Below are 16,050 nucleotides of genomic sequence, written 5' to 3' on the forward strand. Positions count from 1 at the left end.
CATTCGGCGAAATTGAGTGAGCGACCGATTTTGGGCCGGCACCCGGCAGGCTGACATTCGTTCACCAGCGGCCATAAGGTCCGCTTTTGACCCGCAGCAGACGATTTTTTGCTGCCGTCGCAGCGGTGCATGACCTCGGATGACCGGCATGGAAAGTTCGGGACGCTTGCGCTCCCTGCGACCAGGTTATACACTGAACTAGATGGTTCAGTATTCAAGTCCTCCCCTCGATCTCTCGTTTGCGGCGCTTTCCGATGCGACCCGCCGCGGAATCATCGATCAGCTTGGGCGAGGGGACGCGTCGATCACCAGTCTCGCGGATAAATTCCAGATGACGCTGACCGGCATGAAGAAGCACGTCCAGGTTCTCGAGCGGGCGGGGCTCGTCGTCACGCAGAAGGTCGGACGGGTGAGAACCTGCAAGCTTGGGAAACGAGGCCTCAAGGCGGAGGCCGAGTGGATCGAGGCGCATCGCAAGCTCTTCGAAGACCGCTTCGAAGTTTTGGATGAAATCATCAGCGAAATGAAACAGGAGGGAAGCGATGACTGAGCAAGTTGACAGTGCAGGTGGTGCGCAGAACCGCACGTCAGTCGAGCGCAGAGGGGATCGCGAACTCGTCGTAACCCGGACGTTCAACGCGCCGCCGAGCACGGTTTACAGGGCGTGGAGCCAGCCCGAGCTGTTCCAGCGCTGGTGGGTGCCAAAATCGCTATCCGGCGTTTCGCTCGTATCGTGCGATATGGACGTCCGTACCGGCGGCAAATATCGCCTGGAATTCGGCGCCGGCGGTTCGGACACCATGGTCTTCTATGGCACGTATCTCTTGGTGGTGCCGAACGAGCGCATCGTCTGGACCAACGACGAGGGCGAAGAGGGCGCGATCACGACCGTGACCTTCGAGGCCCAAGGCGGGAGGACACTACTGAATTTCCACGAAGTCTATCCGTCCAAGGAGGCGCTTGAGGAAGCACTACAGGGTTCGGCGGCCGCATTGCCGGAGCAGTTGGAGCAGCTCGACGAGTTGCTTTCCAGCACAGGCGAGTAGCGCGGGTCGGGGAAACTCGCCTGGAGGGAACGGGGGCGGCTCGGCACTTGGTATCCGTGGTTATCCAGGCGCTCGGGGAAGAGGAAAGTAGGATTGCTTTCGTCGAGCCGCGCCGAGGCTTCGAAAACCGGAGAGTTGCCCGATGAACTCAGGCTTTGGGTTCACTTTAGAGGTTCATCGCGTTCAAGCCGCACGCAGCCCGTGCCGCAACCGCACTTACACGGAACGCCGGCTCAAGCTATTCTGAAGAACCAGGGATGGAGATTTTGGAGCATGGCGAAGCTGGTCTTTGGAATGAACCAATCGCTGGACGGCTACGTCGACCACCAGGAATTTGCACCTGGCCCGGCGCTCTTTCGCCACTGGATAGAACACGTGCGCGACCTGACCGGCAGCGTGTACGGTCGCCGCATGTACGAGATCATGCGCTATTGGGACGAAGACCGTCCTGAGTGGAGTGCGGAGGAACGCGCGTTCGCCGCGGCGTGGCGGCGCCAACCGAAGTGGGTCGTGTCGCGCTCGCTGAAGTCGGCCGGCCCCAACGCCACGCTGGTCGCGGATGACATCGAGACGGTGATCCGCGGGCTGAAGGCTCGGCTTCCGGGGGAGATTGCCGTTGCCGGACCGGGCCTGGCGGGAAGCCTGACCGACCTTGGTCTTGTGGACGAGTATCGCCTCTACATCCACCCCGTCGTTCTTGGCCGCGGTACGCCATTCTTCGCCGGCCCCCGACCGCCGCTCCGCCTTGTGGCCAATGATCCGGTTGGCGAGGACGTGATTAGGCTGACCTATGTTCCTGTCTGATTACGCAGCTCGCGCGGCGGAACGCACCGACGGGGGTCTAAGCTGTAATGAGCAGACGTCGAGCGCCGGTTGGCGACGTTGAATTCCTCTGGAGACAAGCTGCCGGGGCCGGGCCAAGGATCGGCCGGCATCATCCCCGTGCTTGTCACAGGGTTTCAGCGGCGCCGCGTCTGCGCGCGACACTTGCCCAAAATTTGCCAGCAAGCGCGGATTGTGGAATATGCCGGCGGCAGCGGGAAAAATCACCGCTCGCCTCATCGCATCGCATGAACGACAATCCGCGCGGGACCAGAAGTGAAGCTTATCGAACAGCACATCAGAGTGACGGCCGCCCTCATCGTGCGCGAAATGTCGACACGCTACGGCTCGAAGCCGGGCGGCTATCTCTGGGCCGTCTTCGATCCGGTCGCCCATGTCGCGATGATGACCTTGATCTTTCAGGCATTCGCCCGCATGCCGGCGCTGGGCCTGAGCTTTCCGCTGTTCTTCGCAAGCGGCTATCTGCCCTTCACCTTCTACCAGCGCATGTCCTCCTTCATGGCTGGCACGATGAAGGCCAACAGAGCGCTGCTCTCCTATCCGGTCGTCTCGCCCTTCGACGCGATCGTGTCGCGTTTCATCCTGCAGCTGATGACGGACGCACTCGTGTCGGTGCTCATCCTCCTGCTGATCATCGAACTCGGCGGCGTCAGCCAGCCGATGGATTTGGCCGGCATGGTCGAGGCCGCCGGCGCCGCCGCGGTCCTGGGGTTAGGCGTTGGCACGGTCAATATCGTGATGTTCGCCCGCTCGGCACTTTACGAGCAGATCTTTGGCATCATCAACCGCCCGATCTTCATGATCTCCGGCGTCTTCTTCCTGCCCGAGACAATGCCAAGTCCGTTCCGTGATTACCTGCTCTACAATCCGCTGGTGCACATCATCATGTGGTTCCGGAGCGCAATCTATACGGAATATCGCGCTGACGGGTTGGACAAGGGCTATGTGCTGGAGTTCGCGCTCGTCTGCTTCGTTGCCGGGCTGGCGCTGCTGACAGTATCGATGCGGGAAATCAGAGAGGAGCGGCTTTAAGACGTGGCCGTTCAGGCCACCATCTGCTCGGCCCGCATTCTGGCGAGAACGTCGAGTGCCTGCTCGATCTCGATCGGCGTCTTGGTGACCGGATCGAGATACTTCGCGTAGAGAATATAGGCGGCCGCAAAGACCTCATCGATCGAAAGATTCCGGTTGCGGCGGGGGTTGGGCTGGCGGTCGTCCGTCAATCCCCAACCGGAATAGAAGGGGCAGCCGACGGTCGTCACCCTGATTCCACGCAGCAGAGCCTCGAAGCCTGAAAGGGAGGTGATCGTGTAGACGTGATCCACGGTTTCGAGCGCGTCGGCAAGGCTGATGTCCTGCTTGAGGATCATTGCGATGTCGCGCACGAGCTCCGGATTGGACTTCGCCTCCGCCGTACCCTTCAGCACTTCCGGATGCGGCTTGTAGATCACTTGCGCGTCCGGATTCTCCTGGCGGGCGAGCCGTACCAGATCGTTGTTCGTCATCTTCGTTGCGCAGCCGTAGGCGATCGACGCGTCGCGTTCGACCTGCCCAATGACGAGCACGCGCTTCCGCGTTTTCTCCCCATAAACGGCGGCGACGTCGAGCGAATGGCCGGAATTGTACTTGCTGAGGCGGCTTGCAAGCAGTTGCTGCCGCGCCGCCTTCGCCCTTCGCACCAGCGCTTGGTCGTTCTCGAAATCGTAGGTCCTGAGGATGTCCTCGAGATCGCTCGGCCCTTGAGCGTTGAAGTACATGTCCTGCGCATCAAAGGTGAGCGACAGCGGCGGCACCCTGAGCGCCCCGAGCGCCACCGAACGGAGAAAGCCATCCTCGACATAGTGAAACGAGATGCCATGGCGGACACAGAACTCTTTGAGTTTCGGCGGTCCCTTATATTGCCAGGCCAATACCCTGGTGCGCGGGTCGCGGAGAAGCTGCCGCTTCCAGTAGAGCTCAAATTCGAGTGGCCAAGCCTTTACGCAGCCGAAGACGACTTCGTTCTCCGGAAACCAATCGCGCATGTGGGTTTTCCAGCGGCTGAAGCCGAAGAGAAAGACGGGAGGCTTCGAAGCAAGGCCATTAGTCGGCGTTCGGCGTTTCAAAGAGTCCTCCGGTCTTCACCTATGATTTGCTCCGTCTCCAGGGGGCGGAGCATGGACGATGCCGGCCATCCTATACCTGTCGGCCCGCCGTTATTGAAGTGGGATCAGGGTATCTAGGAACTACCCGGCTTGGATTGGAAATGGTCTTGACGCGAACTGAAGCCAGCGCGGACGACGCATTTCGCGCAGCCGACGGCTCACCGCGGGGTTGTCGGGGGCCAGTCGGCGAGCGGCCTGCAAACGGGAGAGGGCGCTCTCCCTATCGCCCAGAGCAAAGAATGCCTCGGCCGCTTCGCGAAAGTGCGTTGGCTTGTTCGGCGACAACTGGGCGGCCATATCGAAAAGGCGAGCGGCCTCCCCGTATTCCTTGCGGTAAAAGGCTTGCCTTGCTCTTGCCGCTGCCTCCCGCGAATTCGCAGGCACAGCCGGGTCACCATTGCTGGCTTCGAAATATCGCTGCGACCGGATCCACTCGCGGAATGGATCGTAGATAGGTGCGTTGACGTTAAGAACCCGCTGATCATCGGCTGTGTCGAGAATTCTTTGGCCAAGCAGGTTCACACGATAATAGTCGATCCGGTCGGTGATCGTCAGTTTCGCGTTGTCTGTATGTTGCTTCTCGGAAACCGTGAATTTGCCGAAACTGTAAAAGTCCTCGATCAGATAGGAAATAAATCGGAGCCGGCTGTCTTCGTCCACATCGAAGCCATGTTTGAGTAATCGCAGGACCTCATCGACTGACCCGGCTTTCCGGTTGAGCTTCTCATCCGAATAGAAGGCTTGCGCCGTGTGTATTACGGGGCGGCCAAACACAACTGAAAGGACGCCGACGCCGGAATTCATCAGCAGCACATAGTCACTGATCGCCAAAAGATCCTTGATGTGCATGTCACCCGCGTCAATCGCTCCCGGCACGGTTTCCTGGACCGAGGAAAGCGGATGCTTTTTGAAGACGACGGCCCAATCGGAAGGAAGACTCTTTGTCACTTCGCGAACGAGTTCGACGAAATTATCGAAAGAGCCGATTTCCCCGGCGAAATAGCGAACGGTCGTATCCGATCTGGATTGGAACGGTACGAAGAGGATTTTCTTGTCCGCGCAAAGCCCCAGCCGTTGGAGTGCTGCGCGAGTGCCAATCCTCTGTCCCTGCTTCTCCAGTGTCGCATCCGACTCGGTCTCCCGGGCGATATAGTCCTGAACCCTGCGAAGGCGTCCGTCATCAAGGTGCTGAGGCCAATGATGGCTGCTGTAGCGTGTGCTTTCGCAGCAAAAGCCTGTGTCGTCGATGAACATCGAATCAGTCAAGGCTCCCCGTTCGACAACATAGAAGGGGATTCCCGCTTCTCGGACATCCGTGTAAACGCGCAAGCGCGATTCGTTTGCGTAGGGGTTGGTGAAAATCACTCGATCGATGTCGTTTGCGTGCACATAGTGAACGATGTCGACATTATCGAAATGCTGATAGCTTCTGACCTCCAACCCTCCCCAAAGCGGCAAAAGCGCCGGGTTGTAAGCAAAAGTGCCTCGTCCGAAGATCAGCGATTTTCCGCGTTCGGCAGCGGGAAGGGGAGGCAGATGCTGCCCTGCGGCCTCGAACTTCTCGATGCTTGCCGCGAACAGCTTCTTGTTGTCACCGTGCAATTCGGCATTTCGCCAGGCAGGATCCTTCGGGTGGTCCGCATGAAAGACGAAGAGACCCTTGCGGGAAAGCATTTCGCCGTGGAGCCGGAATTGGGCGCGCCAGCCCTTGTAGGAAGAGGCAGTCGCGTAACCTGCCTCGACCAGCCAGGCGTGATCCTGAGGCGACATGAATGTGTTTGCTCCTCGTACGAGCCTGTAGGCGAATTCGAGATCCTCGAGACCCCAACCGTTGAACTGCTCGTTGTAGCCGCCGATCGAGAGATAATACATCCTGTTGACGATGATCGCCGAACTCGCCGGCAAAGAGGTGCGAACGTGCGTCCCGCCTAGAAGGAAGTCGTGTACGATCTCGTCCTTTGACAGAGTGCCGGCTAAGACCCTTTCCGTCGTTTCGGCACTTAAATAGAGAGCAGGAACGGTAATAAAGCGGCTCGAGTGCTCCGTAAGTCCTTGTAACTCGATCTCGCGCAGCAGAGCCTGATAGTAGCCGGGATAGCCGAAGAGATCGATGTCCTCATGCATGATAAACGTAGAGCGTGCATGGGTAGCACCCAGGTTGCGCGCCGTCGCCGCGCAGAAGTTCCGCTTGTTGGTAGTGACTCGAAGATAATCGAACCCAAGTTCACGACAGACGGACGCCAGTCGCTCCGCATCTGCAGGCGGAGATCCCTCGTCTACCACAACGAAGGAGACGCTCGCCGGTCTGCTTGTGTCCAGAAGCCGGAGTCTCAAGCGCGAGATCATGTCATAGTGCGAGGCCGTCCTGATCGTGACTATGACCGTGAGGAGGGGACTTTCGACGGTCGAGTTCATGAAGGCCGACGGCTTCTCATATCTCATCAGAGCGCACCTTTCGAACTTTGAGCGGCAACGGAATGCGAGGTTGCCGTTCTTAGATCAGGGCCGATGACAGTCTGATGACAAGCAGGTCGCGGTTCCGAGAGATCGCCAACACAGGCGGGTCATAAACACAGCCTTCTGGCAATTGACATATATCTGTCATAAAACCTACACATTGCCCAATGGGAGCCCATTTCGTCGGTCTGGAGAGGTTGATGGCGCTTAGCGAATTCAGGCGATTTCCGTTGAGAAGAATGAAGCGATGGAACTTGCCTGTCGGCGGCGCGATCGTGGTGAGAGCTTTCGAGAGCTTGGATCGAAACGGCCAGCTCTCGGATATTTGTGCTGACCCCCAGCGATTGTACGAATGGTGGTGGCCATACAAGGCCATTCGGCGCAAGTTTTTGCGGATTCAGCGGCCCTGTGTCAGCGTCATAGTCGCAACTCGAAACAATGAGGCGACCATCGAACGGTCGCTTCGAAGCTTGACGCGGCAGACGCTGAACAATCTCGAAATTATCGTCGTCGACGATGCCAGTACGGACGGCTCACTCGGGATCATTCGTGAGATTGCTCGGGCCGACCACCGGATTCGCGTCATAACCAACGCGCGCCAATTGGGAACCGGGGCGAGCCGTAACCGCGGCCTGCAGGCCGCGACCGGCGATTACGTCACGTTTCAAGATGGCGATGATTTCAGCGCGCCGTCGAGACTGGAGATGCAATGCGATGCCTTGCAGAAGTTTCCAGGCAAGAAACTGGTCTTGTGCAACTATGTCCGGGTCAACGAAGACGGCGCGAGACTGCAGATAAACGATCGACGCGTCATGAAATGCATCATCTCCATGATGTTTCCACGTCGTGAAGTCTTGGACAGAGTCGGATTTTTCCTGGAAAGCAACCTCAGTGAGGATGCGGATTTTTATGAGCGGATCAAAATCGCTTTCGGGAAGGGATGCGAGCTTCTTGTTTTTCGAACGCTTTATGAGGCGCTGTTTCGCAACAACTCCTCGTTTTTCTCGGAAGTTGATATTCAGAACGCCGGCGAGCGGGTCGTGAGGTTCACGAGAAAGGCTGAAGCTGCCGCCTCATGGGAGGCAATGCAGCAGCGCCATGCAAAGATGCGAAAGGGTGAAATCGATGTCTATGTTTCGCCTGCACGATTGGTGACGTTCTGAGGGCGGAATCGAACTGGAATGATCGCATCAGGCGATGGATAGCCAGGATAGAGCTGACCAAGGGTGAGTTGCTTCCGCGCCTCAGACCGCATAAGCCCTATTTCCTTTCAAGCTGATAAGCTCTTGTTTGTCGGTCCTCGAAGGCTAATCCGCGCCGCGGATGCAAGCACACTCAGGATTGGTTGATGCTGAAGAAATTGATGGGCGCGATCGACAATGGTAGCGTCTTGATGAGAAAGGAACTTATCAAGCGGTATCGTCTGCCGCATATGCTAGTGCCGAGACGGCAGGAGGATCCGTGGGCAGGGGCCATTGTAACGGCGCCACGGGGGGAGCCTTGCAGCGTTGCTGATGTGGTTCGCAGCGTTGATTTGGGCGTTACACGCACTGCGTCGGGACTTGATTCTGATGTCGACCTGAGCGCGACAGCCTTCCCCTTCATACTTGAGGCCATGAAGCGAACCGCCGAGGCAGCGGGAGAAATGATTTACCTATTGATGAACGACGGCACGTGGAGGGATGTGAGTCGCGTGAGCTTCAAGGCGTGGATGCCAAAGCAGAATCAGAGCGGTTACGTCGAACTTGCCATCGTCGATAAGGACGCCCGGCTGTCTGAGCGTTTCAGTGTCACTCTGTGGAGGCGGGCAGGGGATACCTATGAGGCCATTGGCCGAGTAGCACCAATCAAAAAACTTCTTGATGCGGATAGTGTCTCGGGGGTCAGGTCGGATGCCTTTGTCGAGCCAATTGACGCAGTCTACACGTGGGTTAATGCAGAGGATCCAGGTTGGCGCGAGATGATCGCACCCTATCGCGCGGTGTCTACCGTTGACCATGACAGGTTCACACAAGTTGATGAGTTGAAGTACTCGATACGTTCGCTCTTCACGTTCGCACCGTGGATCAGGAAGGTCTTCATATTCACCAATTGCGCCCCGCCTGCGTGGTTCAAAGCGTCCGACCGCGTTCAATGGGTTGCGCATCACGAGGTCGTCCCCGAGCGCTATCTGCCGCTATTCAATTCGCACGCGATTGAAACGTTCCTCCACGAAATACCGGGCTTATCCGAGCGCTACGTCTATTTCAATGACGACGTCTTTCTTTCCGCGGTGGTTCGCCCAAGGGATTTCTTCAACGCGTACGGGCACTCTGTCAGCAGAATGGAGACCTGCGGTGTGATTGAGCATCTTCTGCAACGGGTCCAGACTGGGACGGCTGAGGAATGGCAGCATGCAGCTGTAAATTGCGCACGGCTGATGTTCGAAACCACGGGCGTTCTGCCCAGCAAACTCCACTGCCATACGCCGCACGCCTACGCCCGCTCTGTCTATGCTGACATGGTTAAAACGTTTCCAGAGCAGTTGGAAACGACGAGGAAAGCGCAGTTTCGGCGGAAGACTGATTTTTCCTTCTCCTCATTCCTTTACCATCACTTTGCCTTGTGGCACGGGCGTGCGGCTCACATCGATGAGTCGGCCATGATAGTCAGAGCGACGAACTACAAGCGCTTCTTATCGCGGAAGATGTATAGTTCGCTGCGATTCTTCTGCGTGAACGACGGCGGCGGAAGCTCAAACGATGCAGCTTTCCGCCGATTTAAGCAGCAATTCTTGAACGAGCACTATACGTTCAAATCTCCAGCTGAGATTTAGGCGACCCTCCAAAGCCTCAGAAGTTTTGGGCCCCCTCGTAGTTAGCTCCACGTCTTGAGCGCCACTCGGAACTCGGCTACGGCTGGACGAGGGATTCGCGTTTACTTCGATGTGACGCTTTCATTGTTTAAAGATATTGTAGTTCCTTATGCAATCTTTCCCTGCACAGTCCATCCCGGAATGGGAAAGTATCTTGTCTGCGTTGTGCGAATCTCGGGTCTTCATTGCCTCGAAGTGCGGCCTCAAGGCTCTCCAAGGCATCACCTTCCTCTAGAGAAAGTGGGCCGAAACCATCTCGCTCGAAGTCGAAATATCCAGTCTTATAGATGTGCCCAGCGTAGAAGGTCTCCCGATCGAACTGGTAATAAATGACTGGACGATTAAGGAAAGCCAAATCAAATGCGACCGAGGAATAGTCCGTGACGAGGACGTCTGTTCTGGCAAAGTAAGGCTGCAGGCTGGCAGCTTGTAACGCGTTCAGGCCCTCAATCCACGACGGAAGATTGAACGCTTCGATGTCATCAGCAAAATTTGGGTGCGGGCAGAAGACAACCGATTTACCATGTGCTTGGCATAGGTTTCGCAGCCGCTCCGAATTAACAAAGGCCCGCCACCGGCGTACGTATTCGCTCTCAGCAAATCCGGGGATAACCTTTCGTTTGTTCTCGATCCCTTCGACATGGGTGAGATTTTGACGCCAGGTCGGCATGATGAAGATTGTGTCCTTCTCCGCTGCTGCGCCCGCCGAATGAAGCTGGTCATGACGTGGCAGTCCGATCAGTCGGACCTCTCGTCTAGTCAGACGATAGCCAGATCCCTCACCGACAACAGAGTTGAACTCCTGCGGCGTCGATGTGACCAAGATCCGTGGCATCATATCGTTGAACCATTCAGACTGGTCGTGAACGATGACACCGTGCTGTAGAAATACAAATTTGTAGGTCATTAAGTCGCTATACTGCGCCCCGTCGAAGGGTCGAGCGATAAATCTGTCGCCGTGGGAACTCAAAAGAAATTTCGAATTGGCGAGGGCGGCGAAGTGGTCTCGAGACATGAAGTCGACCAAATTGAAGCCGTCATCACTTAACCGCTGCCAATCCGAAGAACTGCGGCTTAACACAAATACGGCCCTTACAGCCTTCTGCGTATCTCGGAGATACCTGTAAAAAGCTTCCGCATTATCTCCAGCCTTGTCGGCTCGGTCCATCAATACCCAGCAGTCTTCGAACTTGCTGACGGCAGAGGGAGCGAGGGCATAGGTGCGATTAGCCCGTCCTCGCGTAGACATTTGATGCGGAATGGCGGGAGAAAACGCGCATATAATATCATTGATGCTGACGCCGCCTTGAATGCTTCTGCCAGCAAGACGAAATTCCGTCGCTATGTGTCGGCTGGCATTCAGTTTGCCGCTGCTGAAACGAATCCAGAAGGAGTGCTCGTGATAAAACTCCTCCCCGAAGATCTCTGCCTTGATCGATTTGGTAAAGAGTTTTTCGCAGATTTTCCCGCCGACCGTCACGATCAGGTCATCCGCTGGCCGTTCGGAGAAATACAGAAGCTTGACCATGCCGGCACTGGCGTCGAACTCTTTAATGTAGACCATAGTCCGATCAGGAGTGGCTTTCTTGAAAAGGTTAAGCGCTCCGACACGAATCTCTTCATGGAAGGAAGAGAGGCCAAAATCCTTAATGTTTGCAGGATCGATAAACGAAAACGTTTCATACAGGCTGGCGCGAAGAGCCCCACGGTCCTCATCTGAAAGGAAGGCCATCAGGTGAGGCTTGGACATTGCAATCCTGATATGGCCGGTCGTATCGTACAGGATAGTACGCTGTACAAATCTTGGTATGGTCGCCCCCCGTTCCGCAGCATCGTACAGAAGACCCAGCCACCCATAGATGGGTTGATTGGTGTAAAACTCGCGGCGGCCGTGAGCATTATCCATTTGCGAGGTTTGGTCCTGCCGTTTTCTGTAATAATAGATCGCCGAGCGTAAGAACACGACGGTAGCGTCCGGGCACCGCAACAAATATCGATTTATGAAATTCGCGTCTTCGAAGCGTGGCTTGATTCTTCCGTCAAAGCTAAGGTCATTGTCACTGACTACGTTTCGACGGAAAACGGCATGGGCGACCGAAAGTTGGATATGGTCCCCCATGGAATTTGCGTTCAGCCACGTTTCAGGTTTCTGGAAACGATACTTCAGTGCGTGAGAGTTCTTCGTGACACCTGTCTTTTCCAAAAAGACAAGTAGATTGCAGCATATCATCGCAAGGCGACGTGAACTGCCTTTCTTGATCATCCTGTTTACGTGGTGGAGATAATGCCAGTGCAGGAGATCATCTGGGTCTGGAAAAGATATCCACTCTCCGGTAGCGAGGGAAACCCCGGCATTACGAGCGGCGGCTGACCCGGCATTAGCCTGCTTATGGTAACGGATCAAACCAGGGTGGCGTCGAATCCAGTATTCGACGCGCTGTGCTGTGTTGTCAGTTGACCCATCGTCAACGACGACGATTTCTAGATTTTCAGTGCCTGTAGATTGAGAGGTAATCGACTTGAAGAAGTCGTCTACGTATTTACCCACATTGTAGCAAGGTACGACCAGCGATACCTTCTGAACCAGCCCAGGCTTCTTCATCCACGGTACTCGCATCCCACCTGACCGAATGCGTTTTTCGAGGGGGGCAGCGAGATAGCGATCGAGGAAACTGTATATGGCATTCATGGGTGTCGTGGGACCCTGCGTCGTTGTATCTTCCTGTGCAGGCAGCGTTTTGGGGCATGGAGGCGCTGGGCGCAAGCCCGGATTAATGGGAGAGGAGGAATAAGCTACGTTCCTACGGCCTTCGTGATCCCACCAAAGCACTTTGATAGTATTCAAGTTCGCTTAAGATTTCTGGGTGTGAGAAGATAGTGTCCTTGAGGAAGACAATGTTGAATTGATGTTTGTATTCGTAGTCTCTTGCTACAGGCACAAACCCTCTAGCCATCAGATGGGCGCACACATCGTGGTACAGCCATTGATGTGACCAGTAGGCTCTCGATTCTACCTCGACGATGACTGATTGCGTTTTGGCCAGGACTCGATCTGCACCGGTGAGCACCTGTCGAGATGCTCCCTCTACGTCTATCCATAGACTGAAGCTTCCGTGAGCAATGCTGAAGTAACTATCCAACGACGTGCTAGGGACCGCGACTTCCTCGTAAGTGGTGTCAGGTTCAGATCTAGCGAGGATTGAGTTTCGCTCGGAAATCGGGTCTATCAGCGTTTCGCCCATCTGTCTTAGAATTTTGAAGGACACTGTTCCAACTGCATCGCTTACCGCCATGTTTTGGTAGGCGATTCTGTGGCTCGAAAAGTCGATTTGCTTTGAAAAGAATTCGTGATTGAAGGGATTGGCCTCGAAGGCAAATATGGCTGCACTGGGAACCAAGCGGCGAATATCAAGCGAAGTTTGCGCGTCGTTCGCTCCTGCTTCTACAAAATTGTCGGGCTGAAGAACGCGCTGGAGGCCGTAAAAGAGCTGCCTCAGATGCCGAGCGGATCGCTTGCGCTCGCCTTCTTTCTTCAGGTCATAGTGGGCGGCGGTGGCTGTGATCTGGCTTAAAACAGCGCCGACAAGTAGCGAACTCAACGTAAATTTCCCTTCTGGCGTTCTTATGATCGCCTCTTGTAAGGGGTTGCCTTAAATTCGACAAGTTCAAAGAGCGCTCGCTTCCGACTAGATTGTGGGAGATGGAAGGGGTTAACGCAAATCTCGCCAAGTGACCATCGCAAAGCCTCCACTGAAAGGATGGTCAAAACCGCACCTCTCGGCGTAGCGCGCTATGCTTGACTTCATCGATGAACGCAAGCGGGCGGGCCCCCGCGCGTCCCTTCACGTGATTTAGAGATCGGCAAGCGTGGGGCGCCGGTGCTGCCGGCGCCAATCCCATATGCCGAGGCAAGGCGGGAAAAGCGAAATGTATGCGGACTAGGCCCGATCGCGTATATTGTAATAGCTCATGACGCCAATTCCCCAGGCAAATAGGAGCCCCAGGGTCACCAGCAGCGCGTTGAGCAGCCGGCTCGGGTATTGCGCCATTTCCGAAAGCGTCGGCTCGATGAAGAGCGCCAGATAGCGTTGGCGGTTGTTCGCTTCAACGCGCGCTTTCTCGAGAGCGCCCAAAGCCGCTGTATAGGCGCGCTCGGCAAATTCGCGCTCGGTTTCCAGCTCTTCAAACTCGGCAATGCGGCCGGCGACGTCGGGCGCGTTGGCGTCTTCCGCGGCGGAGGTTTTTTCGCCCGTGCCTAGCCGCTGCCGCTCGACGGCGACTTGCTGCTCCAGGCTTTCGATGCGCGTCTTGATCACGCGGATTCGCGGCGTGTCATCGCCCATCTGGCTTTTTGCCGTGGCAAGATCTGCGTTAAGCTGCGTCAGCTGCTGCTCGAGCGAGCCGATCAGTTGAACGGCGAGCTTTGCGCCTTCTTCGGGACTGATTTCCTGCGATTTGTCGCGATAGACCCGCAGCCCCGCGCGGGCCTTTGAGAGCCGCGCTTCGCCCGCCAGCACCTCGTCCTGCGCGGCGCGCAGCACATCGTTCCTCGCCGAAAGCGAGAGGCTGTTCACGAGACTGTCGCTCTGGTCGACGATGAACTGGGCGATCTCCCGCGCCTGCCTCGGCTCGAAAGCCTTGACGATCACCTGCATGATGCCTGAGGCGTGGTCGAAATTCACGCTCACCATGTCCCGCCAGTAGTAGAGCTTGTCCTCGATCGGCAGATCGGAGCCGATGCCATAGAAATAATCGAGCCCGCGGGTGGCGTAGACATCCTCGAGCTTGAACTTGCGGTCGGCATCCGCCGCCATCCGCTCGCTCAGGATATAGTCCATGAGGATGTAGCTGTCCGAAACCGTGCTGCCGCCGGAGGCCTGGGTGAACATGCCGAGGATATCGCTCGACATGCCGCCCTCGATGCTGCGCACCGCGAAGGAGGTCGTGCTGTGATACTGGTCGGCAGCGATGAAGGCCATGTAGAGGGAGGCGAGCGTCGCCGGCACGGCGACGAGGCCGAGGAAGGACGCACCGACGATGGCGTGGCGCCAGCGGAGTTTCTTCAACCACGATTTCTTGCCGGCCTTCTTGGCGGGTTCCAGCTTGTTGCGCCCCGGGAGCGGAATGACCGGCGCGCTCTCCTTGCCGAGCAGGCCTTCGAGCACGGCGAGGCCCTTGCTCTTGGCATCGCCCTTGGCGGCTGGGGAGGTGGTGGCTGGCTTATCGGCGGCCTCGGCGGGGCCTGGCTTGTTCGCTGCCGCGTCTTTGCTTGCCGCCATTTAGTTTTCCTTCATGTTTATGTCGTGTGCGCGGATAGCGTCTTCGACATTCTCATAATAAGTCAACTTGCCTTTTTCCAGCACGACGCCGCAATCGCAATAGGTGCGGATCGTGCCGGTGCTGTGTGAAACCATGATCAAGTCGGAATCGTGAAGCTTGGTCTCGAAGACAGCCTGGCACTTTTTCTTAAAGTTTGCGTCACCAACGGCGGTGATTTCGTCGACGAGATAATAATCGAAGTTGACGCCCATGCTCAAGCCAAAGGCGAGGCGCGCCTTCATGCCGGAGGAATAGGTGCCGACCGGCGCCTTGTAGAAGGGGCCGAGCTCGGCGAAATCCTCGACATAGGAGATCAGTTCTTCGGTATCGACGCCGTAGATGCGGGCGACGAAGCGCACATTCTGTTCGCCGGTAAGCGAGGTCTGAAAGCTGCCCTGGAAGCCGAGCGGCCAGGAGATCTTGCCGCGGCGGACGATTCGCCCCTTGTCGAGCTTGATCGCGCCGGCGATCAGCCGGAGCAGCGTCGACTTGCCGGCGCCGTTGCGGCCGAGCAGCCCGACGCTCTTGCCACGATTGAGCGTCAGCGAGGCGTCTTCGATGATCGGCTTCTTGATGCCCTTGGTTCGGGCATATTTCGTCGCCTGCTCGAACCGTATCATTCGTTTCTCAGCGTTTTTCTGGAAAGAGTGAACACCAGCATCCCGGCAAACAATGTCAGAAATGCGATTCCATAGAGATATGTCATGTCGAGGCCGACCGCCCTATACTCGGGGTAGAAGCCCTTTCGAAAGCCCATGATAATGTGGACGAGTGGATTGATAAGCACGAGATCTCGGTAGGGCGCGGGCAGCGAATCCGGCAGGAAGAAAACTCCGGAGATTAGGAAGAGTGGCCGGTTGACGATACCGAAGACCTGCTCATAAAGCGGGTATTTGAGAAAAAGGACGCAATTGATCATGGCGATGCCGAGGCCGAAGAGGCAGGCCATGGCCACAGCTTCCAGGATTGTTGGCCAGTGAAGGCTGGTATCGACCCGCATGCTCGCAACGATTGTCCCAAGCACGATGACGGCAACCAGCGAGGTCGTGCCGACCTGCAGAACGAAGCGGGCGACGACTGTGTCGATCGGCGCGACGTTCGGATAGCTGAGCAACGCCCTATTGGCGCGAACCGCGCTGTTCAGATAGCTGGTCATTGCCTGGTAGAACTGGAAAGCAATATAGCCGGTCGCGAAGAACAGCGCGAAACTGGTGCCGAGCGCGGGCGCGCGGGCGATCGCCCGGAAGATCATCGTCATCAGCAGGATATGGGCCGCCGGGTCGAGCAGCGCCCAGATATAGCCGCCCGGCTTCGAACCGAAACGCGTCGCCATCTCCCGCACAAGGAGGGCGCCGACGACGCGGATATGGGTGGAGAAATAGCTCAC

Annotated in this window: 13 protein-coding genes; 6 read left to right on the forward strand and 7 right to left on the reverse strand. The window is 56.7% G+C overall.

The genetic code is table 11. The features are described 5' to 3' along the window. Positions 1-202 precede the first annotated feature (202 nt). The 4 genes from CO656_RS00365 (at position 203) to CO656_RS00380 (ending at position 2,921) form a co-directional block, all read left to right on the forward strand. Positions 203-550: a metalloregulator ArsR/SmtB family transcription factor gene (locus CO656_RS00365; RefSeq protein WP_097524403.1), complete on the forward strand. Its 348-nt coding sequence runs from the start codon at positions 203-205 to the stop codon at positions 548-550. Then, positions 543-1,046 carry an SRPBCC family protein gene (locus CO656_RS00370; protein WP_097524404.1) on the forward strand — a complete coding sequence of 168 codons (504 nt, stop codon included), beginning with the start codon at positions 543-545 and terminating at the stop codon, positions 1,044-1,046. The genes CO656_RS00365 and CO656_RS00370 overlap by 8 nt, the downstream gene beginning before the upstream one ends. A 273-nt stretch (positions 1,047-1,319) precedes the next feature. Beyond that, the gene (locus tag CO656_RS00375) at positions 1,320-1,850 is read left to right on the forward strand and encodes a dihydrofolate reductase family protein (RefSeq protein WP_097524405.1); all 531 of its coding nucleotides are present in this window, start codon (positions 1,320-1,322) and stop codon (positions 1,848-1,850) included. Between the two features lie 294 nt (positions 1,851-2,144). After that, positions 2,145-2,921, forward strand: coding sequence for an ABC transporter permease (locus CO656_RS00380; RefSeq protein ID WP_097524406.1), 777 nt, complete (start codon positions 2,145-2,147; stop codon positions 2,919-2,921). Positions 2,922-2,932: 11 nt separating this feature from the next. Here CO656_RS00380 and CO656_RS00385 read toward each other — a convergent pair whose 3' ends face one another. Further along, positions 2,933-3,913 (reverse strand): capsular polysaccharide biosynthesis protein, encoded by a 981-nt coding sequence (locus tag CO656_RS00385; RefSeq protein ID WP_097524407.1) that lies wholly within the window; start codon positions 3,911-3,913, stop codon positions 2,933-2,935. A 201-nt stretch (positions 3,914-4,114) separates the two neighbouring features. After that, positions 4,115-6,475 carry a galactosyltransferase-related protein gene (locus tag CO656_RS00390; RefSeq protein WP_097524408.1) on the reverse strand — a complete coding sequence of 787 codons (2,361 nt, stop codon included), beginning with the start codon at positions 6,473-6,475 and terminating at the stop codon, positions 4,115-4,117. Positions 6,476-6,690: 215 nt separating this feature from the next. Between CO656_RS00390 and CO656_RS00395 the strand changes: the two genes are divergently transcribed. Further along, the gene (locus tag CO656_RS00395; protein WP_158255697.1) at positions 6,691-7,653 is read left to right on the forward strand and encodes a glycosyltransferase family A protein; all 963 of its coding nucleotides are present in this window, start codon (positions 6,691-6,693) and stop codon (positions 7,651-7,653) included. Between the two features lie 185 nt (positions 7,654-7,838). Continuing rightward, positions 7,839-9,305: a stealth conserved region 3 domain-containing protein gene (locus CO656_RS00400; RefSeq protein ID WP_097524410.1), complete on the forward strand. Its 1,467-nt coding sequence runs from the start codon at positions 7,839-7,841 to the stop codon at positions 9,303-9,305. Between the two features lie 127 nt (positions 9,306-9,432). On the opposite strand, the gene CO656_RS00405 is transcribed toward CO656_RS00400, so the two are convergent. The 5 genes from CO656_RS00405 to CO656_RS00425 form a co-directional block, all read right to left on the reverse strand. Further along, positions 9,433-12,033, reverse strand: a complete 2,601-nt coding sequence (locus tag CO656_RS00405; protein ID WP_097524411.1) for a CDP-glycerol glycerophosphotransferase family protein — start codon at positions 12,031-12,033, stop codon at positions 9,433-9,435. A gap of 112 nt (positions 12,034-12,145) precedes the next feature. Next, on the reverse strand, positions 12,146-12,943 hold the full coding sequence (locus tag CO656_RS00410) for an FkbM family methyltransferase (RefSeq protein ID WP_158255699.1): 798 nt from the start codon (positions 12,941-12,943) through the stop codon (positions 12,146-12,148). A gap of 339 nt (positions 12,944-13,282) precedes the next feature. After that, positions 13,283-14,623 (reverse strand): RkpR, polysaccharide export protein, encoded by a 1,341-nt coding sequence (locus CO656_RS00415; RefSeq protein ID WP_097524413.1) that lies wholly within the window; start codon positions 14,621-14,623, stop codon positions 13,283-13,285. Next, positions 14,624-15,283: an ABC transporter ATP-binding protein gene (locus CO656_RS00420; protein WP_097524414.1), complete on the reverse strand. Its 660-nt coding sequence runs from the start codon at positions 15,281-15,283 to the stop codon at positions 14,624-14,626. It abuts the gene before it with no gap. Continuing rightward, positions 15,280-16,050, reverse strand: coding sequence for an ABC transporter permease (locus CO656_RS00425; protein WP_097524415.1), 771 nt, complete (start codon positions 16,048-16,050; stop codon positions 15,280-15,282). The genes CO656_RS00420 and CO656_RS00425 overlap by 4 nt, the downstream gene beginning before the upstream one ends.

Source organism: Sinorhizobium sp. FG01, from assembly GCF_002531875.1.
GTDB classification, from domain to species: domain Bacteria; phylum Pseudomonadota; class Alphaproteobacteria; order Rhizobiales; family Rhizobiaceae; genus Sinorhizobium; species Sinorhizobium fredii_C.